This window comes from Streptomyces sp. NRRL S-37 (assembly GCF_000721605.1).
In the GTDB taxonomy this organism is placed as follows: domain Bacteria; phylum Actinomycetota; class Actinomycetes; order Streptomycetales; family Streptomycetaceae; genus Streptomyces.
Genome location: NZ_JOIZ01000021.1, coordinates 183,802 through 202,334, shown reverse-complemented (window position 1 = coordinate 202,334; position 18,533 = coordinate 183,802). Strand labels below are relative to the sequence as shown.

At 73.0% G+C, this 18,533-nt stretch carries 18 protein-coding genes, 1 tRNA gene and 1 pseudogene; 11 read left to right on the top strand and 9 right to left on the bottom strand.

The features are described 5' to 3' along the window. Window positions 1-209 precede the first annotated feature (209 nt). On the bottom strand, window positions 210-809 hold the full coding sequence (locus tag IH50_RS0129585; protein ID WP_030868945.1) for a histidine phosphatase family protein: 600 nt from the start codon (window positions 807-809) through the stop codon (window positions 210-212). Window positions 810-997: 188 nt separating this feature from the next. Between IH50_RS0129585 and IH50_RS0129580 the strand changes: the two genes are divergently transcribed. The 4 genes from IH50_RS0129580 to IH50_RS0129565 are packed head-to-tail and all read left to right on the top strand — an operon-like array spanning window position 998 to window position 5,988. Next, window positions 998-1,957 carry a phosphatase PAP2 family protein gene (locus tag IH50_RS0129580; protein WP_030868943.1) on the top strand — a complete coding sequence of 320 codons (960 nt, stop codon included), beginning with the start codon at window positions 998-1,000 and terminating at the stop codon, window positions 1,955-1,957. Next, entirely contained in the window at window positions 1,908-3,050 is a 1,143-nt protein-coding gene (locus tag IH50_RS0129575) for a hypothetical protein (protein ID WP_030868940.1), read from the top strand. Before IH50_RS0129580 ends, IH50_RS0129575 begins: the two co-directional genes overlap by 50 nt. Beyond that, entirely contained in the window at window positions 3,041-4,642 is a 1,602-nt protein-coding gene (locus IH50_RS0129570; RefSeq protein WP_030868938.1) for a hypothetical protein, read from the top strand. The genes IH50_RS0129575 and IH50_RS0129570 overlap by 10 nt, the downstream gene beginning before the upstream one ends. After that, window positions 4,639-5,988: an AAA domain-containing protein gene (locus IH50_RS0129565; protein WP_030868934.1), complete on the top strand. Its 1,350-nt coding sequence runs from the start codon at window positions 4,639-4,641 to the stop codon at window positions 5,986-5,988. Before IH50_RS0129570 ends, IH50_RS0129565 begins: the two co-directional genes overlap by 4 nt. A 23-nt stretch (window positions 5,989-6,011) precedes the next feature. On the opposite strand, the gene IH50_RS0129560 is transcribed toward IH50_RS0129565, so the two are convergent. The 3 genes from IH50_RS0129560 to IH50_RS0129550 all read right to left on the bottom strand — a co-directional run bounded on the left by IH50_RS0129560 (window position 6,012) and on the right by IH50_RS0129550 (window position 7,314). After that, a complete protein-coding gene (locus tag IH50_RS0129560; protein ID WP_030868920.1) occupies window positions 6,012-6,422 on the bottom strand; it encodes a type II toxin-antitoxin system VapC family toxin in 411 nt (136 codons plus the stop codon). Further along, window positions 6,419-6,640, bottom strand: a complete 222-nt coding sequence (locus tag IH50_RS0129555) for a hypothetical protein (RefSeq protein ID WP_030868917.1) — start codon at window positions 6,638-6,640, stop codon at window positions 6,419-6,421. Before IH50_RS0129555 ends, IH50_RS0129560 begins: the two co-directional genes overlap by 4 nt. A gap of 188 nt (window positions 6,641-6,828) precedes the next feature. After that, complete coding sequence (locus IH50_RS0129550) at window positions 6,829-7,314, bottom strand: hypothetical protein (RefSeq protein WP_037873089.1); 486 nt, start codon at window positions 7,312-7,314, stop codon at window positions 6,829-6,831. Between the two features lie 89 nt (window positions 7,315-7,403). Here IH50_RS0129550 and IH50_RS0129545 point away from each other — a divergent pair, with 89 nt between their 5' ends. From IH50_RS0129545 to IH50_RS0129530, 4 genes are all read left to right on the top strand, one after another. Beyond that, window positions 7,404-7,967, top strand: a complete 564-nt coding sequence (locus IH50_RS0129545) for a hypothetical protein (protein WP_158801322.1) — start codon at window positions 7,404-7,406, stop codon at window positions 7,965-7,967. A gap of 274 nt (window positions 7,968-8,241) precedes the next feature. Then, window positions 8,242-8,613 carry a hypothetical protein gene (locus tag IH50_RS0129540; RefSeq protein WP_030868907.1) on the top strand — a complete coding sequence of 124 codons (372 nt, stop codon included), beginning with the start codon at window positions 8,242-8,244 and terminating at the stop codon, window positions 8,611-8,613. 184 nt (window positions 8,614-8,797) lie between these two features. After that, complete coding sequence (locus IH50_RS39165; RefSeq protein WP_030868905.1) at window positions 8,798-9,373, top strand: bifunctional DNA primase/polymerase; 576 nt, start codon at window positions 8,798-8,800, stop codon at window positions 9,371-9,373. Next, a tRNA-Lys gene (locus IH50_RS0129530) sits at window positions 9,364-9,437 on the top strand. The genes IH50_RS39165 and IH50_RS0129530 overlap by 10 nt, the downstream gene beginning before the upstream one ends. A 46-nt stretch (window positions 9,438-9,483) precedes the next feature. Here the strand turns inward: IH50_RS0129530 and IH50_RS0129525 are convergent. Then, window positions 9,484-10,836: a M6 family metalloprotease domain-containing protein gene (locus IH50_RS0129525; protein WP_078914134.1), complete on the bottom strand. Its 1,353-nt coding sequence runs from the start codon at window positions 10,834-10,836 to the stop codon at window positions 9,484-9,486. 331 nt (window positions 10,837-11,167) lie between these two features. Here IH50_RS0129525 and IH50_RS0129520 point away from each other — a divergent pair, with 331 nt between their 5' ends. Continuing rightward, complete coding sequence (locus tag IH50_RS0129520; RefSeq protein ID WP_030868901.1) at window positions 11,168-13,027, top strand: putative bifunctional diguanylate cyclase/phosphodiesterase; 1,860 nt, start codon at window positions 11,168-11,170, stop codon at window positions 13,025-13,027. Here IH50_RS0129520 and IH50_RS0129515 read toward each other — a convergent pair. The 4 genes from IH50_RS0129515 to IH50_RS0129500 form a co-directional block, all read right to left on the bottom strand. Beyond that, window positions 13,003-14,103: an LLM class flavin-dependent oxidoreductase gene (locus IH50_RS0129515; RefSeq protein WP_030868898.1), complete on the bottom strand. Its 1,101-nt coding sequence runs from the start codon at window positions 14,101-14,103 to the stop codon at window positions 13,003-13,005. The genes IH50_RS0129520 and IH50_RS0129515 overlap by 25 nt on opposite strands. 357 nt (window positions 14,104-14,460) lie before the next feature. Further along, the gene (locus IH50_RS0129510; protein ID WP_030868897.1) at window positions 14,461-15,264 is read right to left on the bottom strand and encodes a hypothetical protein; all 804 of its coding nucleotides are present in this window, start codon (window positions 15,262-15,264) and stop codon (window positions 14,461-14,463) included. Window positions 15,265-15,364: 100 nt separating this feature from the next. Further along, entirely contained in the window at window positions 15,365-16,096 is a 732-nt protein-coding gene (locus IH50_RS0129505; protein WP_030868893.1) for an aspartate/glutamate racemase family protein, read from the bottom strand. After that, on the bottom strand, window positions 16,093-16,953 hold the full coding sequence (locus IH50_RS0129500; protein ID WP_030868891.1) for an aspartate/glutamate racemase family protein: 861 nt from the start codon (window positions 16,951-16,953) through the stop codon (window positions 16,093-16,095). The genes IH50_RS0129505 and IH50_RS0129500 overlap by 4 nt, the downstream gene beginning before the upstream one ends. Between IH50_RS0129500 and IH50_RS41205 the strand changes: the two are divergent. After that, window positions 16,925-17,083 (top strand): annotated as a pseudogene (locus tag IH50_RS41205) (D-2-hydroxyacid dehydrogenase); the annotation flags it as partial. The gene IH50_RS0129500 and the pseudogene IH50_RS41205 overlap by 29 nt on opposite strands. Before the next feature lie 17 nt (window positions 17,084-17,100). Next, the gene (locus tag IH50_RS0129490) at window positions 17,101-18,519 is read left to right on the top strand and encodes an amidase (RefSeq protein WP_051767493.1); all 1,419 of its coding nucleotides are present in this window, start codon (window positions 17,101-17,103) and stop codon (window positions 18,517-18,519) included. The last annotated feature ends 14 nt before the right edge of the window (window positions 18,520-18,533 follow it).

Here is an 18,533-nt window from a genome sequence, read left to right as displayed (position 1 = left end):
CTGGGAGGTACCCCCAGGGCGGCACGGGTGGGCGATGGGGGTCCCCCCGCTCATGGGGGTCCCCCCGCTCGAGCGAAGCCGAGAGTGGGGGAGGAGCCGGGAGTGGGGGAGGCACCCCGCAAGCGCCGGGCAGCGCAACCCACCCCCGCCCAGCCACGACACCGGGCACCCTGTGAGCACTGGGCCACGCAACCGGCCGTCAGGCAGCCTCACGCAGCCGCCAGATGCCCCGTCTCGTTCCAGGACTCCACCGCCGGCTCCCCGTACGCCCACCCCAGCACCGACAGGGAAGTCGGATTCAGCCGGATACGCGCCGCGAACCCGATCGGCAGGCCGAGCCAACGCGCACCGATCGAACGCAGCATGTGCCCGTGCGCGAAGACCAGCACGTCACGGTCGGCGGACCGGGCCCAGGCCACCACCTCGTCCGCGCGAGCCGTCACCTCGGCCAGGGTCTCCCCCTCCGGAACCCCGTCCCGCCAGATCAGCCACCCGGGCCGCACCGCCTGTATCTCCGCCGGCGTCATCCCCTCGTACGCCCCGTAGTCCCACTCCATGAGCGTGTCCCAGTTCTCCGCGCGGTCACCGAACCCGGCCAGCTCGCACGTCTCCCGCGCGCGGACCAGCGGACTGGTGCGCACCTCGACACCGGGCAGCCCGTCGTACGGCGCCCGGCGCAGACGCTCGCCGAGCAGCTCGGCGCCCCGCCGGCCCTCCTCCAGAAGCGGCACATCGGTCCTGCCGGTGTGCTTGCCGGACAGTGACCACTCGGTCTGTCCGTGCCGGGCCAGCAGGATGCGCGGTGCCATGGGAGACCTTCCGGGTGAAAATTCGCAGGCGGGACTCCCCCATCATCGCGCACCCTGGTCACGGGCAACCCAGGGGGCGATCCGTGCGTCTCTCAGGGCCGAGGACGTGTCACGGGGGACGCGCGCACACCGTAGAGTGGCTGGCCGCTGAACGGAGCACCGCGCGAGAACGAAGGGGGAGCGATCGGATGCCGCACACCGAGGCACCAGGCACCGAGGCTGCCCCGGCGATCCGGCTGCGCTGGTGGAGGGAGCTGCCGCTCATCGTCCTGGTGTACGCCTGCTACTCGGCGGGCCGGCTGGTCGTCCGCGGGGACGTCTCCGACGCCGTCGACCACGGCCTGGCGATCCTGCGTATCGAGAAGGCGCTGTACCTCAACGCCGAGCACCCGCTGAACCGTCTCTTCACCCGTGAGCCGTGGCTCGGCATACCCGCCGACTTCTGGTACGCGTCGCTGCACTACCTGGTGACCCCGGCGGTCCTCATCTGGCTGTTCCGCTCCCACGCGGTGCGCTACCGCGCCGCCCGCACCTGGCTGATGACGTCCACCTTCCTCGGTCTGATCGGCTTCACCCTGCTGCCCACCTGCCCGCCCCGGCTGCTCGAAGCGGGCCACGGCTTCGTCGACACGATGGCGCACTACAGCGCGTACGGCTGGTGGGGCGGCGAGGCGAGCGCCCCGCGCGGGCTCGGCGGGATGACGAACCAGTACGCGGCGATGCCGAGCCTCCACGTGGGCTGGGCGTTGTGGTGCGGAGTGATCCTCTGGCGGTACGGGCGCACGCGCCTGACGAGGACGGCCGCCGTCGTCTACCCGCTGGTGACCACGATCGTGGTGATGGGCACCGCGAACCACTACTTCCTCGACGCGGCCGCGGGCGCCGCCGTCATGGGCGCCGGCCTGCTGCTCACCCCGGTCGTGACGCGGTACGCGGACCGGGTGAAGGCCCGCTTCCTGCCCCGCGCCACAGCCGTCCCGGCGGACTCCTCCGCCACCGGTTCCCCGAATGTCAGTGCCGGATGCCACACTTCCGCGGGTGAGCGAATTCCACGGCAGCGGCACCCCGAGCCACGGTACGGAACAGGAACCGAACCGGGTGCCTCCCCCTCGGACGCGGGAGAAGGAGCTCCGGCACCGGCTCGCTGAGCTGCGCGGCCCGGAGGTCCCGGCCAAGGCGCTGGACGCGCGCGCCCTGGCCGCCCTCGCCGCCAACCCGGGCTGCAGACGGCGCGCGATCCTCGACGGCGCCGGGGTGAACAAGGCGGTGCTGGCCGACGCGTTGGGCTCACCGTCGGTCTTCGGCCAGTCCCAGTTCGCGTTCGTACGGGGCAACGCGTTCGAGGCGAAGGTCAAGGCGGACGGCGGTACGGAACTGCTGCGCCTGGCCCACGAGAAGCTGGACCGCGCGGCCGAACCGCCCGCCGGGGCGCGCGTGCCCGATCTGACCGCCCAGGGCCCGCGGGGCCGTACGGCCCGTACGGAGCTGGCGCTGCGCGAGGCCGGCGAGGCGCCCGGCGTGTGGACGCTGCTCGACCACCCGATGCTCGCCCTCGAGGTCGCGGGTTCCCCCGCCTTCCTGGAGCCGGACGCGGTGGTGGTGCACCCGGACGGCAGTTGGACGGTCGTGGAGATCAAGTCCTTCCCGATGCTGGACGGTGCCGCGGATCCGGCGAAGGTCGGCGCGGCGGCGCGTCAGGCGGCGGTGTACGTGCTGGCCCTGGAGCGGCTGGCCGCGCGACTGGACCCGGCCCCGCGCGTACGCCACCGGATCCTGCTGGTGTGCCCGAAGGACTTCTCCAACCTGCCGACCGCGTCCGCCGTGGACGTGCGCAAGCAGCGCGCGGTGACCGCCCGTCAGCTGGACCGGCTGACCAGGATCGAGGAGATCGCCGACACGCTCCCCGAGGGCACGTGCTTCTCGCCGGAGCTGCCCGCCGAGCGGCTGGCCGAGGCCGTGGAGGCGGTCCCGGCGACCTACGCGCCGGAGTGCCTGTCCGCGTGCGAGCTGGCCTTCCACTGCCGGGACCGTTCCCGCGCGCAGGGCGCGGTGACCCGCCTGGGCCGTCCGGTGCGGGCGGAGCTGGGTGGTCTGACGACGGTCGGGGAGGTGCTGGCGGCGGCCCGCGGGGAGGCGGGTGACCCCGACGACCCGGCGGTGGCGGCCTTGCGCAGGGCGGCGGCCCTGCGCGCGGAGGCGCTGGAGGCGGCGGCCCCGCTGGAGGTGGCTCCTTGTCCCTGATCGCCACCCTCGCCCGGCTGGAGGCCGTCAGCACCGGCCGCGCCCAGCCCGCCGCCACCGTCCGGCACCGGCACCTCTCCGCGCGGCCCCTGGTGTTCGTGCCGCTCATCACCGCCGGTGAGGCGGGCGCCCCGCTCGGCGCGCTGGTGGGCACCGACCGGGACGCGCCCCGGCTGCTCGTCGTACCGCAGCCGCGTGACCGTGACCTCCGTTTCGCGTTCCTGGCCGAGCTGGCCGACGTGGTGCTGCCGTACGTCGACGGTTTCGCGGACGTCGTGGAGGCCGCCGAGCGTGCCGAGACCGACCCGGAGACCGGCAAGCGGGTCAAGGTCGAGGTGGAGCTGTGCGCGGACGCGCCCCAGCTGATCGTGCCGTCCCGGGCCGGCATCGACCTCGTACGGCTCCTGGGCCGGTCCATGCGGTTCCGGCGCACGGCGGAGCAGGATCCGGAGGCCCCGTTCCCGGCGCCGCCCCGGGTGCCGCTGCTCGGGCGGTGGCTGACGCACTTCGGGGAGCGGGCCCGGGTGCCCGGTTCCTCGCTGCTGCTGGCCATGAGCGACGTACTGGCCCGGCACTGGGCGACCGGGCAGTCCTCCCTGGAGGACCAGCACCTGGGGGCGCTGCTCGCCTGGATCGACCCGCCCGAGGGACGCTCGGGAGCGGAGGCCGCGCAGGAGGCGGAGCTCGCGCGGGACGCGGCCGGCCAGTTGCTGTGCCCGCCCGCGGGCCCGGCGACCGACCCGGCGTTCGACAACAAGCTGCTCGCCCCGGCCATCGAGCGCTACGACCGGGCCCGTACGGCACTCGCGGCGGCGGAGGACGGCCTGGAGGCCGACGACCGCCTCGGCGCGCTGACCGCCGCCGAGCGGGAGATCCGCGCGCTGGTGGAGAGCCGTACGCGCCCCACGTGGGACGCGGTGTGGCGGGGCCTCGACCTGCTGGCGAGACTCCCGGAGGGGGCGCGCGTCGAGGAACGCTGGACGCGCGACCGCTGGTCGTTCACCGGCCACCGGGACCGGGTGGCGGCCGGTGAACCGCCGCAGCCGCGCCGCGACGACGCGGTCACCGCGGCCAACAAGCTCGCCACGCGCGAGCGGGAGCAGGCCCGGCTCGAGGCGCAGGAGGCGCTCGACGACCCGCTGGTGATGGCGGCCCGGCGGCTGTCCGGGGAGGCGTTCGCGGGCGAGGTGGTCGATGTGGTGATGGCGTACAGCGAGAGCAGGCGGCCGAGCCCGCGCCCGCTGGTCACCGTCCGCACGGACGACCGCCCGCACCTCGGGGAGCGGGTGCGGGTGTACCGCTCGCTGGGCGGGAAGCCGCAGACGGCGGAGTTCGTCGGCTACGAGGACGGCCCGGAGGGCGGTCTGGTGGTCCTCCGCGTCATGGACAAGATGGGCCGGGGCAAGGAGCCGGAGGAGGGCTCGGTCCCGGAGAAGGGCGACCGCGTGTGCTTCACGCTGTTCGAGCACGAACCGCGCGGCGGCGCGAAGTTGCCCGACCCGGAGGAGACACCGTGGACCCATGGCGGCCCGCCGGGTGAGGAGACCGTACCGGAGCCCGCCGATCCGGTGACCGAGGAGGACGTGCTGTGACCGCCCCCGCCCAGCAGGCCGTGTTCGACCCGGGGGCGGCCGCGACCCGCGCCACCGACGCGATCCTCCGCGACACCCTGCGCGGCACCGCGCGCGGTGTCGTCGTCGACTCCCCGCCGGGTGCCGGCAAGTCCACCCTGGTGGTGCGCGCGGCCCTGGAACTGGCGGAGGCGGGCCGCCCCCTGATGGTCGTGGCGCAGACCAACGCCCAGGTCGACGACCTGGTCCTCCGCCTCGCCGAGAAGAACCCGGACCTGCCGGTGGGCCGCCTGCACAGCAGCGACACGGACCCCTACGACAAGGCGCTCGACGCACTGGACCACGTCCGCACGTCGGCGAAGGCGGCCGATCTCACCGGTCTGCCCGTGGTGATCTCCACGGCGGCGAAGTGGGCGCACGTCAAGGGCGTGGAGCCGTGGGAGCACGCGATCGTCGACGAGGCGTACCAGATGCGCTCGGACGCGCTGCTCGCCGTGGCGGGACTGTTCGAGCGTGCGCTGTTCGTCGGCGACCCGGGCCAACTCGACCCCTTCTCCATCGTGGGCAGCGAGCAGTGGGCGAGCCTGTCGTACGACCCGTCGGCGTCGGCGGTCACCACCCTGCTCGCCCACAACCCGGAACTGCCGCAGCACCGCCTGCCGGTCTCCTGGCGCCTCCCGGCATCAGCGGCGCCCTTGGTGTCCGACGCCTTCTACCCGTACACCCCGTTCCGCAGCGGCACGAATCACGGCGACCGCAGGCTCACCTTCTCCGTCCCGCCGGACGGTTCGGCCCCGGACCGGGTGATCGACGAGGCGGCGGAGTCCGGCTGGGGCCTGCTGGAACTCCCCGCCCGCCACACCCCGCGCACGGACCCGGAGGCGGTCCACGCGGTGGCCCTGGTGGTCCGCCGCCTCCTGGACCGGGGCGGAGCGGCGACCTCCGAACGCTCCCCGGACCCCACCCCCCTCACCGCCGACCGCATCGCGGTAGGCACCGCCCACCGCGACCAGGCCGCCGCCGTACGGGCGGCCCTCACGGAACTCGGCGTACCGGACGTCACCGTGGACACGGCCAACCGTCTCCAGGGCCGCGAGTACGACGTCACGGTCGTCCTCCACCCCCTCTCCGGCCGCCCCGACGCCACCGCCTTCCACCTGGAGACGGGCCGCCTGTGCGTCCTGGCCTCCCGCCACCGTCACGCCTGCATCGTGGTCTGCCGCGAGGGAGTGACAAACCTGCTGGACGACTACCCGTCCACGGAACCGGTCCAGTTGGGCACGCTGGTGAAGTTCCCGGACGGCTGGGAGGCGAACCACGCGGTCCTGGCACACCTGTCGGAACACCGGGTGGCCTGGCGGCCTTGACCGGCAACCTCGACCGCTCGCGGCTACGGCAGCAGGGTGAGGGAGAAGGGGGCCACGGGGCGGACGACGCTGAAGTGGCGTCGGTCGAGGGTGGCGATGGCATCCGCGCCAAGTCGTTCGGCAACGGCGACGACGGAGGCGTCGACCGCGCCCAGGGGGAAGTCGGCGTACTTCTCCACCAGTTCGACCATGCGGTCGATGTCCTGGGCCGCCAAGGGAATCAAGCTGATCTGTCCGGTACGGACGGAACGCAGAAAGGCGGCCTCCGCACGGGTGCCGTGCTCACGCTCCAAGAGGTAGCAGACCTCGGTGAGCACCGGGTAGGGCACCAGCAGCGGACGGGGGGTGCGTCGCATCAGCTCGACGCAGCGGGCGTGGTCCTGGTCGTCGGTGTCGGCGGCGGCGACCAGCGCCCCGGTGTCCCAGATGATCACTCGGCTTCGCGTCCCATCTCCGCGCGGAGGATCTCACCGGAGCGAGCACCCAGGTCGCCTTTGCCGCTGGACAGCGCGCCGACGAAGTCGGGCAGCGGCCACTCCTCCCCACCGTCCTCGGCCGGAGTGCTCTCCCGCACGAGAGCCAGTATCGGCGCGACCTGCGACTCCGGCAGCCGGTCGATCAGCTCGTGCAGCTCTTCACGCAAGGTGCTCATGACGCCAGGATAGGGACAACCCACGCGGTGCGGCAGCCGAACGAGGGCGGACAAAGTCGGACACCGCATGGTCCAGCGGCCGGAAAAGCGCTCGAACCGTTCCAGGGCCGGTAAGTGCTCCAAGGCCTCTGCCCCACCCTGGTCTCGACCCTCGTACGCCACCGCAGGACCGCCTGCTGAAGGACGTCCTAGAGTTGGTCTCCCATGGCGGCCGGTTCCGGGGGATGCGGACCGCCCCCGTCCTTGATGTCCTCCTCACAGGTTCGTCCGTCGTAGGACTGGTCGTTGGGGATCAAGAGCACTCCGGCAACCCGCTCCGGGTGCTCGACGGCGAGCCAACTGTCGCCCGTGAGGCCACCGTCCCGCCTGAACGCCCCGGACGAAAAGACCACATGGCACCCCAACGCCACGCGCTCCTCATCGACCGCACAGGCGTCCACCGCGGGGCCGGAACTCTCGTCCACGCCGTCGAAGCGATAGTGGAAGTAGACCTGATCGCCTTCGGAGGGCACCTGCGGGTGGGGCTCGAGGCGCCAGTCGACGACCTCGGCGGTGACGCCGAGAGGCTGCCCGGACGTGTCCTCGACCCGCACCCTGACACCGGCCTCACCGCGCTCCGCAACCGTGTCGGTGCAGCCCCAGAGGGAAGAGCAGCCGGACAGGGCGAGAATCATCAGGGCCGACGGAGCACCGGTACGTATCCATGCGGGGAACACTCAGGTGACCTCCGGTCGTGGCGGAGCGGAGCAGTGTATCCCGGGGCATGGCAGCCGCGGGTGACAGCGACGCATGCCTGCGGCGGTGCATCCTCGTGTTCACCGCCCGCCTCCGCACCCTCGAAGCCCTCGGCAGGGAACAACGGTCCATGTTCGCGCTGCCGCACAGAAGGAAGAGAAGAGGTAGGCCTCATATGTTCCCGATGGGCGCGTTGCTGGCTGCGAGCCTGGTCACCGCGGCGGTGGGCATCGTGGTGGTCCTCATCCTGCTGAACCACCCGCCGCTGCCCGTTCCCGGGATCCACGCGCTCGTCGCCCTGATCCTGGCCTCCTCGGCGGTGGCGGTGTACTGCTACGGCTGGTTCTCCGTCACCATGGGTGGGCCTTTCCCCGAACTGTGCGCGAGCCGGAACGACGCCGGCGCCGACCTGGCGGCCGTCGAGCAGTCGTACTGGCCTCTTCGAAGCGCCTGCGTGTACTCCGACGGGTCGACCGTGGAGTACGTCTCCACGTCGGTCACCGTCTTCGTCTGCCTGCCGGCGGGTGCCGCCCTCGTCTCGGCCGGCACCTCCGTACACCTGCGCAAGCGAGCCGGAAAACTTCCCGGGTGATCTCATCGACGCCGGTTTCCCGCGCCGCACCCTGATCAGAGGAATCACCGGTGCCGCCGTCACCTTGCCACCGTAGCGGCGCTCACGGCTGCCGCGCCGCTCTCGAGGTCCCCAGCGGGGAACAGCAAGCCCATGCATACGGCCCGGACGGCTGGGAAGCCATTCACGCGGTGCCCGGGGATGTGGCCCTCAGGCCCTCTTGCGGGGGCGCGGGACAATGGACGGTGGCCCGCCCGAGACGAGGGGGGCGATCGCGACGTACGGAGGAGAAGTCATGGCGGAGCACACGCCGCGCCGGGACCAGCCGCGGCTACGCCCCGCGCCCCTGCTGTTCGAGCCCGCGGAGGCGGCCTCCGACCCCGAGCACTTCTTCGACCTGGAGTCGATCGACGATCCCCGCGCGCTGCTGGAGCGGGCGACCGAGCTGACGCTCGCGTTCCGTGCCGCCGCGGACCGGGCGACGGAGTTCCAGGCGGTGGCGGCGGCCCAGCTCGCCGACCCCCGCCGCTTCGACCGGCTGACGCCGGCGGACATCGCCGAGCGCGCCGAGTGGACCGAGGACTACGCGAAGAAGATGGTCGAGTTCGGCCGGGATCTGATGAGGGGCGGCGAGGGCGGCGGCTCCGGGCACGCCGATCCCGTATAGCGCGTACGGCCCGCCCGGTCCGTATGGCTCCCAAGGCCCGTACGGCTCGTACGGCCTTGTGCAGACGGTACAGACGCGCATCCGCATATGCCGGGCGGGCAAGATACCCCCTCCCCCGCCCCCGCGTCCCCGATTCCCGCAACCCTGCGGAAGCTTTCCCTCACTCAGGGTAGACCTGTCCGTCATGAGCAGCACACGGAATGCCTCCGGCGTCAGCGGCGTCACCCCCGACGGTGCCGCCTGGCTCGCCTCGGCGGGGACGTATCCGCGCAGCACGCTCTCGCACTGGGGGGAGCGGCCGGACGCGCCGGTCGTGCTGCCCTGCGGTGCGGTCTTCGACGTGGTGAGCGTGCCCACGATCTTCGGGCGGCGGATGCTGGACCGGATGTGGGACGAGGGGCCGGGGTCGGGGCCGGTGGCGGAGTTCCGGGGGCGGATGCTGCTGTTCGCCGCGCCCGGCACGGCGCAGCGGCTCCCGGCCCTCATGGAGTGGGAGGAGTGGGGCGCCCACGGCTCACGCACGGACGGTGTCCCGCCGCTGCTGTGCCACGGCACCGGCGACGCGGTGACCGTCCCCGCGCCCACCCCCCGTTCCGGCTCCCGCTGGCTCGTCGCCCCGGACACCCGTCACCCCTGGCTGCCGGGCCCGGAGGTGCTGCTGTGGGCGGCCGTGCGGGCGGCCCGCGCGGCCGTGCGGATTTCGATTTTTCCTCCCGCCGATCGTGATGCTAGTGTCTACGACGTCAGCAGGCGCCGCTAGCTCAGTTGGTTAGAGCAGCTGACTCTTAATCAGCGGGTCCGGGGTTCGAGTCCCTGGCGGCGCACGACACGGTGAAGGCCTCTCGCGGAAGCGAGGGGCCTTCGTCGCGTCTACCGTGTGGTGATCCTCACCGTCCACGACCCCGACGGCGTACGTCCCTCCACCTCCACCCGTACGGTCGTCCCCGGCACCGTGAAGCTCTCGCCGAGGGCGACCGGGGCGTCGGCGAGCGGCGGGTAGACCGAGTCCTCCCAGCACGCCTCGGTGTGCGGGTGGGCGTCGACGACCTCGACGGGGCCGCGTCCGGACCGGGTGCCACTGCTCACCCTGTACACCAGCACCCCCTGCCGGCAGGCCCGCATGTCGTTGCCGACCGGCCCCCGGGCCTCGAAGGCGAGCGCGCTGTCGGGGCCGGTGCGCACCACCGCGAGCTTGATGCCCCGGCCGAGCCCGAAGGAGGGCGCCCCGGCGGCGCCCGTCACCGGCGTCCCCGGTCCCGCCCCGAGCGGCTCCAGCGTCAGCCGTACCGGCCCCGCGTCCTGCACGCACCGCACCTGCCGGGCCCCCAGCCAGCCCAGCTTCCACTTGTGCCAGCCGAACAGGTCGGGGGCGAGGGCGAACTGGCTGCCCATGAGGTCCCAGTCGCCGACGTGGGTGTCCCAGTCGCCCTTGCCGTCCACGGGTCGGTGGTAGAGGTCGGGCAGGTCGAAGACGTGGCCGGTCTCGTGGGCGAGGACGAGCCGGTCCGGGGGGTGGTTCTCGAACACGGTGACGACCCGGCGGATGTCGGTGTCGTCGGCGTGCAGCGGGGTGTCCAGGTTGACGACCTTCGTGGCGTCGGAGTCCACGCCCGGCGCGTCCGGGTCGGCGACGAGGTACACGATGTCGTAGCGCGAGAAGTCGACGTGCGGGTCGGTCACGGCGAGCGCGTCCCGCAGGTAGGCGGCCCGGTCGGTGACGGTCCAGTCGCGCTGTATGGCGTACTCCGTGGAGGGGCGGGGCATGCGGAACCACTGCCGCAGGGGGTGCGGGCGCAGGGTGAACCTGCCGTAGGAGGCCCGCTCGAAGAAGTGGCTGGTGGCGGGGAAGTGGTCGGCGGTGAGTTCGGCGGGCGTGGTCAGGGGGTGGGAGTCGGGGAAGGAGAGGAAGACCATCACCGCGTCCAGGCGCCGGGCGGGGCGGGGGTAGGCGGTGTTCCAGGTGTCCAGGCCCTCGGAGTGGTGGGCGGTGGTGCGGGTGAGGGCGCAGGGTGCGGCGGAGAAGGGCTCGGTGACGGAGGGGACGTTCACCAGCGAGGTCGCCGCGAGCGCCGACATGGTGGTGCACATCGCGGCGGTGCTGCGCAGCCGGGGCCGTACGCCCGCGCCCCCCGGCGTACCCGGTACACCCGATCGGCTCAGTCGTGCCGGCCTCCGCCGGAGAGCCTCACGGCCGAGTCCTCTCGGGGTGAGCTGACGCGGCACGGGGACCTCCGGGAGACGGTTCACGGGACACCGCACCCAGACTGTGCACATTTGTCGCACTACGCCCTGTTCGGCTGCACCGGACGAGTGAGAAACGCGGATGTCCGGGCGGGACCGGCACTCCGCGCACTCACGGAACGTCACAACTGGTCGGAGGAGCACAGAAGCCGTCCACCGGCGGGCGGAAATGGTCGGACAGGGATGCGGATCCGCCCTGGAGACCGGACAGTGACTGGAAGGCCCCGGCGTGGGCCCTTATGATCGGCACACTTTCCTGAGACTCTGAGACTTTCTGCACGGACAGCGATCGAGTGCACTGCGGGAGCGAGCGGTGAGCGGAACGTCCGAAGGGCCGGCGCCCGCGGCGGAACTCAACCGGCCGACGGTCACGGAGAGTGAGATCACCACGTCTCCGTGTACGGAGGCCCCGCCCCCGCCGTCCCCGTCCCCCCCGCCGTCCCCGTCGTACCGCTCCGTCTTCACGGCCGCGCCGCTCGCCATGGCCGTCGTCGACCGTGAGGGCATGGTGACCGGCGCCAACGCGGCCCTCGCCACCCTGCTGGGCCGCGACCCGGAGACCCTGCCCGGTGCCGTCGCCGCCGATCTGGTGGACCTGGCCTCCGACGCCCGCACCTGGCACGCCTACCGGGAGCTGCTGAGCGGACGGCGGTCCCGGCTGCGCTGCACCCGTCGGCTGAAGCACCCGGAGGGGCACGCGCTGTGGGTGAGGGTGACGGTCTCCCCGCTGCCCGCCGACGACGGGGGCGTACTGCTGTCGGTCGCCGACATCGGCGACCACCACGAGCTCCAGGCGCAGCTGCGGCACCTGCGGATGCACGACCCGGTGACCCGGCTGCCCAACCGCACCCTGTTCTTCGAACGGCTGACGGCCGCGCTGGAGGCGGAGTCGTACGAGGAGGGCGGCACCGGCCGGATCGGGCTGTGCTACCTCGACCTGGACGGGTTCAAGGCGATCAACGACACCCTGGGCCACCGCGTCGGCGACCAGCTCCTTGCCGCCGTCGCCGAGCGGCTCAAGAGCTGCGCGAAGGACGCGGCCAGGACCGGCACGCCGCTGGTCGCCCGGCTCGGCGGGGACGAGTTCGCGCTGCTGGTGGAGGACTCCACCGGCACCGAGCAGCTCGCCGACCTCGCCGAGTCGCTGCTCGACGCGATCCAGGCGCCCTTCGACCTCTCCGGGCGCAGGCTGTCGGTGTCGGCGTCGATCGGGGTGGTCGAGCGGCATGCCGCCGGGACCACGCCCACCGCGCTGATGCAGGCCGCCGACACCACGCTGTACTGGGCGAAGGCCGACGGCAAGGCCCGCTGGACGCTCTTCGACCCGGAGCGCAACGCCTCCCGCGTGACCCGCCAGGCCCTCGCCTCCACGCTGCGCCCCGCCATCGACCGGGGTGAGTTCGCGCTGGAGTACCAGCCGCTGGTGGGCATGGAGGACGACCGGGTGCACGGCGTGGAGGCGCTGGTCCGCTGGAACCATCCGCGGTTCGGCACGCTGACGCCGAATCGGTTCATCTCACTGGCGGAGGAGGACGGCTCGATCGTGCCGCTGGGCCGCTGGGTGCTGCGCACCGCCTGCCGGCAGGCCCGCGACTGGCAGGTGGAGCACCCGGACGAGCCGCCGATCTTCGTCAGCGTGAACGTGGCGGTCCGCCAGGTGTGGGACTCCGACCTGGTGACGGACGTCGCCGACACCCTGGAGGAGACGGGCCTCGCGCCGGAGCTGCTGCAACTGGAGCTGACCGAGTCGGCGGTGATGGGGTCGTCCGGCCGGCCGATCCAGGCCCTGAAGGCGCTCAGCGACATGGGCGTGCGCATCGCCATCGACGACTTCGGCACCGGCTACTCGAACCTGGCCTACCTCAGCCGGCTGCCGGTGTCGGTGCTGAAGCTGGACGGCTCCTTCGTCCGGGGCTTCCAGTACGAGGAGCGCGCCGCCGCCCCGCCGAACCCGGCGGACGAGGTCATCGTCGAGGCGATGGTGCAGCTCGCCCACCGGCTCGGCCTGACGGTCACCGCGGAGTGCGTGGAGACCTCGGCGCAGGCGACAAGGCTGCGCCGGATCGGGTGCGACACCGGTCAGGGCTGGCTGTACTCCCGTCCGGTGTCGCCGGACCGCATCTCCGAGCTGCTGGGCACGCCCGGGGTTCAGGCGGGCGTGGGCAATCCGTAGGCGTCGGCGATCAGTTCGTAGGAACGCAGGCGTACGTCGCCGCCGTGGGCGTTGGCGGTGATCATCAGCTCGTCGGCGCCGGTGCGCTTCTGCAGGTCGTCCAGGCCGGTGCGGACCTCGTCGGGGGTGCCGTGGATGACGTTGGCGTTCCAGGAGTCGATGAACTCGCGCTCCATGGGGCTGAAGTCGTACGCCTCCGCCTCCTCGGGGGTGGGGACGAGGCCGGGGCGGCCGGTGCGCAGCCGGACCATGTTGAGCGCGGCGGCCAGCACCTGGCGGCGGGCCTCCTTCTCGTCGTCCGTGGCGAGCGCGGAGACGCCGATGAGGGCGTAGGGCGCGTCGAGGACCTCGCTGGGGCGGAAGGTCTCGCGGTAGAGGTCCAGGGCGGGGACGGTGTTCTGGGCCGAGAAGTGGTGGGCGAAGGCGAACGGCAGACCGAGCATGCCGGCCAGCCGGGCGCTGAAGCCGGAGGAGCCGAGCAGCCAGATGGGCGGGCGGTGCGGGGACTGCACGCCGCCGGGTGACGTCGCCTGCACCGGGCCGGGGACGGCGTGGATGCGGCGGTAGGGGTGGCCGTCGGGGAAGTCGTCGTCGAGGAAGCGGGTGAGCTCGGCGAGCTGCTGGGGGAAGTCGTCGGCGCCCTCGTTCAGCCGGTCGGAGCGGCGCAGGGCGGCCGCGGTGGCGCCGTCGGTGCCGGGGGCGCGGCCGAGGCCGAGGTCGATCCGCCCCGGCGCCATGGCCTCCAGCGTGCCGAACTGCTCGGCGATGACCAGCGGCGCGTGGTTGGGCAGCATCACCCCGCCGGAGCCCAGGCGGATGCGCCCGGTGTGCGCGGCGAGGTGCGCCAGGATCACGGCGGGCGAGGAGGAGGCCACCCCGGGCATGGAGTGGTGCTCGGCGACCCAGTAGCGGTGGAAGCCGCGGGACTCGGCGAGGCGGACGATGTCCACGCTGGTCCGCAGCGCGTCGGTGGCGGTCCGGCCCGCGCCGACGGTCACCAGGTCCAGCACGGAGAGCGGGACGGGTGCGGTGCCGTGGGCGGTGCCCCGGATCTCCTCTGCGGCGTCTGCGGCCATGGTGGGGTGCCTCCTGTGGGGTGTGACGTTCGCTGCGCGACGTAACAGGAGACGGTCCCCGGTTATTCCCTCCGCCTTCCCGGCACCCGGCGATGTGCACGCCCGACGATCATGCGATACGATCATCTTGCTCGCTGAGGGGGTCGCTCCCCGACAGTGGACACGCGTTGGTGGTCCAAGGAAAGACGCCCCGCTTCCTGCGGGGAGATGCAGGTGCAAGGCCTGCCCGGCGCTCGAACGGAACCCCGGCCCGCGAAAGCGGGACCGGGGTTCTTGCGTGTCCGCCGCACGACACCGCCCCCGGGGACCCCGCGGGCCGGGGCGGAAGCGCCACCCCGGTCCGCGGCGCGGCCCGGATCAGCCGAGCTTGGCCTCCTGCGCCTCGATGACGGCGGTCGGCTGCTCGAACGCCTCGCCCCGGGTGATCGCCGCGATGTTGAAGGACGAGAACGCGGCGAGCGTGGTGCCCTGACGGAAGACGACGACCTTCGTCTCGGCGGAGGTGTCGTCCATCTTGGTGCCCACCGTCCAGGCGACCGCGTCCTCGCCGGCCGCGAGCTTCTCCTCGGTGATCTTGGTGACCTGCTGCTTCTCGCCGTCGGCCGACATGCCGAAGCCCCCGGCGCACTTCTTGCCGGCCTCCCGCAGCGCGGAGAGGGTCTGCTCCGCGCCGTCGGCGTCGTAGGACCGCAGGGAGGTCATCGTCTTGGTGATGTCGAGGGAGTCGAGCATCGCCTCCTCGGCCTCCTTCTCCGTCAGTTCCGCGAGGTCCGGCATGCCCTTCTTCGCCGCCTCGGACTCCTGGGTGACGAGCCGCTGGGCACTCGCCGCCGGCTTGCCCAGCGGCACGGACGCCAGCGCCTGGGCGACGGGCTCGCACTCGGCCCGCTCGACCGTGAGGGTGCCGGGGTCGGAGACGTCGTCCTTGCCCGGCTCGACGACCTTGTGGTCCTTGAGGTCGGCCGAGGCGATCACGAGCTTCTCCAGTTCGGCGGCGGTCAGCGCCTTGGCCGCCGGAGCGCTCGACGCGGCGTCGCTCTTCGCCGCCTCGCCCCCGCCGCTCCCGCCCTTCTCGTCACCGCCGCCGCACGCGGTGGCCAGAAGGGCGAGGGCGGCCGCGGAAGCGGTCAGGACGGTACGGCGAACGACGGTGGCTCTCATGGTGTTCACTCCCTGGTTCCGGCACCCCGCGCCCAGGCGCGGCACAGGGTTCACGGGAGTGAGACCGCCGCGAGTCGATCAAGGTTGTACCGGAGCGCCCTCAGACCTGGACGATCGGCTCCCGGGTGAACAGCGCGCCCAGTTCCGGGGCGTTCACCCTGCGGTCCGCCAGCCTCAGGGCCTCCCAGACCGTGACCTGGTTGGCGGTCAGGACCGGCTTGCCCAGCTCCTTCTCCAGGGCGGGGAGGTGCGCCACCGTGTGCAGGGCCGTGTCCGGCAGCAGCAGCGCGTCCGCGTCCGGGGTGTCGGCCGCGCGGGCCAGCGCGAACAGCTCCTCCTCGCCCCAGGTGCCGACCTCCGCCGCCGTGACGATCCCGGAGCTCCGCACCCCGGTCACCTCCACGCCGCCGGCCCGCAGGAAGTCCGCGAAGAGCACGGCCACGTCGTCCGGGTAGGTCGCGCCGACGGCGACCCGCCGCGCCCCGACCTCCCGCACCGCGTGCGTGAAGGCGAACGACGTCGACGACGCCGGCATCCCCGCCGCCAGGGCGAGGCCCCGCACCTGCTCGTGAGCGCCCTCCCAGCCGTGCACGAAACCGCCGCTGGTGCAGGCCCACACCACCGCCTCGGCGCCCGAGAGGCGCAACTGCTGCAGGCCCGCCGCCAGCCGCTCGGGTGAGCCCATCTCCCGCAGCGCGTCCACCCGGTGCGCGTCCTCACCGATGTCGGTGTGCACCAGGTCCACCCGGATGTCGCTGCCCAGCAACTGCTCGATACGCGGATAGTCGTCCTCTGCGGAGTGGCCCGGGTAGAGGAATCCCAGTGCGGTCATGTCCAGCCTTCCTGCTGCTTCTCTTCCGGCACGCCGGGCACGCCGGGCGCGTCCGGGAGTACGGAGCCGGACGCCTGGCCCGGCAGTACGGTCCCGGAGCGCGCCGACGCGTCGATCAGCGCCTGATACGGTCCCACCGCCCGGGTACCCAATCGGCGCAACGCCGCCCACACGGTCACCTGGTTGGCCGAGATGACCGGTATGCACAGTTCGGCTTCGAGCTGCGGGATGACGTCGTAGGCCGGCAGATCGGTGCAGGAGAGGAACAGCGCGTCCGCCGCGCCGAGCCGGCCGCGCACCGCGGCCCGCCGCGCCATGTCCACCACCTCGCGGTAGGTGACCTTCCAGATCCGCCGGGTCAGCCCCATGTACGCGCACCCGGTGACCGTGACGCCGGCCCGCGCGACATACCTCTCCAGCGCCCGGGTGACCGACACGGTGTACGGCGTGACCAGGGCGACCCGGCGTACGTCGAGTTCCACCAGGGCTTCGAGGAGCGCGCCGGAGGTGGTGACGGCCGGGACCACGCCGGCCCGGCTCATCGCCTCGCACATCGCGCGCTCGCCGACGATCCCGCCGACGATCCCGCCGACGAAGCTGCCCGACGTACAGGCGTGGGCGACGACCTCGGGCGCGACCGCGGCGAGGGTGCGCACCGCGTCGCCGCGCGTCTCGTGCTCGCTGATCAGCCGGGCCAGGTCGAGACTCACCTCGACCGGCACGTACGGCGTGCGGGTGAGGTGCAGGGACACCTCGTCCGGCACCCAGCGCCACAGCTCGCGGTCCAGCGCGAAGCCGAAGGGGGCGACGACACCGACACCGCGTCGGCTCCCGGGGCTGATCGTGTCGCCGCACATGAGCGGGGACACGGCCGGCTGGCGGGACGAACTCGGCGAGCAGTTCGTGAAGTTGTTCGAGCTGTGGGCGGCGGGCCGGCCGCTGAGGAACGTGGTCGACAAGCAGCGCGGGTATGTACCGGGTCACTGACGTATCCAGGAGGCCGGATGTCCGAGCTCACCGAGCTGACCGCCGTACGACTCCTCGACGGTTACCGCGGGGGTGAGTTCAGCCCGGTGGAGGTGGTCCGGGCGGCGCTGGAGCGGGCCGAGGAGATCCAGCCGGAGGTGAACGCGTTCGTCCGGCTGTTCGCCGAGGAGGCGCTGGAGCGGGCACGGGCGTCGGAGGAGCGGTGGCGGCGCGGTGAGCCGTGCGGGCTGCTGGACGGGGTGCCGGTCACGGTGAAGGACATCCTGCTGCTGCGCGGCGCCCCGACCCTGAAGGGTTCGCTGACCATCGCCCCGGCGGCGGGCCGCTGGGACGAGGACGCGCCCTCGGTGGCCCGGCTGCGCGGGCACGGCGCGGTGTTCCTGGGCAAGACGACGACCCCCGAGTTCGGCTGGAAGGGCGTGACGGACTCTCCGCTGAGCGGCGTCACGCGCAACCCGCACGACCCGACGCGCACGGCGGGCGGGTCCAGCGGGGGCGCGGCGGCGGCCGTGGCGCTGGGCGCGGGACCCCTCGCGCTGGGCACGGACGGCGGGGGCAGTGTCCGTATCCCGGCCGCGTTCTGCGGGATCTTCGGGCTGAAGCCGACGTACGGGAGGGTGCCGCTGTATCCGGCGAGCGCGTTCGGCACGCTGGCGCACGTCGGTCCGATGACCCGGGACGCGGCGGACGCGGCGCTGCTGATGGATGTGATCGGCGGCCCGGACTCCCGTGACTGGTCGGCGCTCGCGCCGGCCTCCGGCTCGTTCCGGGAGGGGCTCGCGGGCGGGGTGCGCGGGCTGCGGGTGGCGTACTCGCCGTCGCTGGGCGGTCAGGTGCGGGTGCGGCCCGAGGTCGCGGCGGCGGTGCGGCGGGCGGTGGAGCGGCTGGCCGGGCTCGGCGCGTACGTCGAGGAGACCGACCCCGATCTCACCGACCCGGTGGAGGCCTTCCACACCCTGTGGTTCGCCGGTGCGGCACGGGTGACCCAGCACCTCACGCGGGAGCAGCGGGAGGTGCTCGATCCGGGGCTGCGGGAGATCCGCGGTGCCGGGGCGCGGTACTCGGCGCTGGAGTATCTGGCCGCGGTGGATGTCCGGATGGCCCTGGGGCGGCGGATGGGGCGCTTCCACGACCGCTACGACCTGCTGGTCACCCCGACCGTGCCGGTCACGGCGTTCGAGGCGGGGGTGGAGGTGCCGAAGGAGGGTGGCTGGCGCCGGTGGACGGGGTGGACGCCGTTCACGTATCCGTTCAACATGACCCAGCAGCCCGCCGCGACGGTGCCCGTCGGCACCGACGCCGACGGGCTGCCCGTCGGGCTGCAACTGGTGGCCGCCCGGCACCGGGACGATCTGGTGCTGCGGGGTGCGCACGCCGAGCGGGGGGACCCCCATCGCCCACCCGTGCCGCCCTGGGGGTACCTCCCAGGCCCTTGAGGCACTGGGGGAGG

What these genes read in the sequence shown, in the direction of transcription:
- IH50_RS0129585 (WP_030868945.1), bottom strand. Translation starts at nt 809, where the DNA reads ATGGCACCGCGCATCCTGCTGGCCCGGCACGGACAGACCGAGTGGTCA.
- IH50_RS0129580 (WP_030868943.1), top strand. Translation starts at nt 998, where the DNA reads ATGCCGCACACCGAGGCACCAGGCACCGAGGCTGCCCCGGCGATCCGG.
- IH50_RS0129555 (WP_030868917.1), bottom strand. Translation starts at nt 6,640, where the DNA reads ATGAGCACCTTGCGTGAAGAGCTGCACGAGCTGATCGACCGGCTGCCG.
- IH50_RS0129550 (WP_037873089.1), bottom strand. Translation starts at nt 7,314, where the DNA reads ATGATTCTCGCCCTGTCCGGCTGCTCTTCCCTCTGGGGCTGCACCGAC.
- IH50_RS0129545 (WP_158801322.1), top strand. Translation starts at nt 7,404, where the DNA reads ATGGCAGCCGCGGGTGACAGCGACGCATGCCTGCGGCGGTGCATCCTC.
- IH50_RS0129540 (WP_030868907.1), top strand. Translation starts at nt 8,242, where the DNA reads ATGGCGGAGCACACGCCGCGCCGGGACCAGCCGCGGCTACGCCCCGCG.
- IH50_RS39165 (WP_030868905.1), top strand. Translation starts at nt 8,798, where the DNA reads ATGAGCAGCACACGGAATGCCTCCGGCGTCAGCGGCGTCACCCCCGAC.
- IH50_RS0129515 (WP_030868898.1), bottom strand. Translation starts at nt 14,103, where the DNA reads ATGGCCGCAGACGCCGCAGAGGAGATCCGGGGCACCGCCCACGGCACC.
- IH50_RS0129510 (WP_030868897.1), bottom strand. Translation starts at nt 15,264, where the DNA reads ATGAGAGCCACCGTCGTTCGCCGTACCGTCCTGACCGCTTCCGCGGCC.
- IH50_RS0129505 (WP_030868893.1), bottom strand. Translation starts at nt 16,096, where the DNA reads ATGACCGCACTGGGATTCCTCTACCCGGGCCACTCCGCAGAGGACGAC.
- IH50_RS0129500 (WP_030868891.1), bottom strand. Translation starts at nt 16,953, where the DNA reads ATGTGCGGCGACACGATCAGCCCCGGGAGCCGACGCGGTGTCGGTGTC.
- IH50_RS0129490 (WP_051767493.1), top strand. Translation starts at nt 17,101, where the DNA reads ATGTCCGAGCTCACCGAGCTGACCGCCGTACGACTCCTCGACGGTTAC.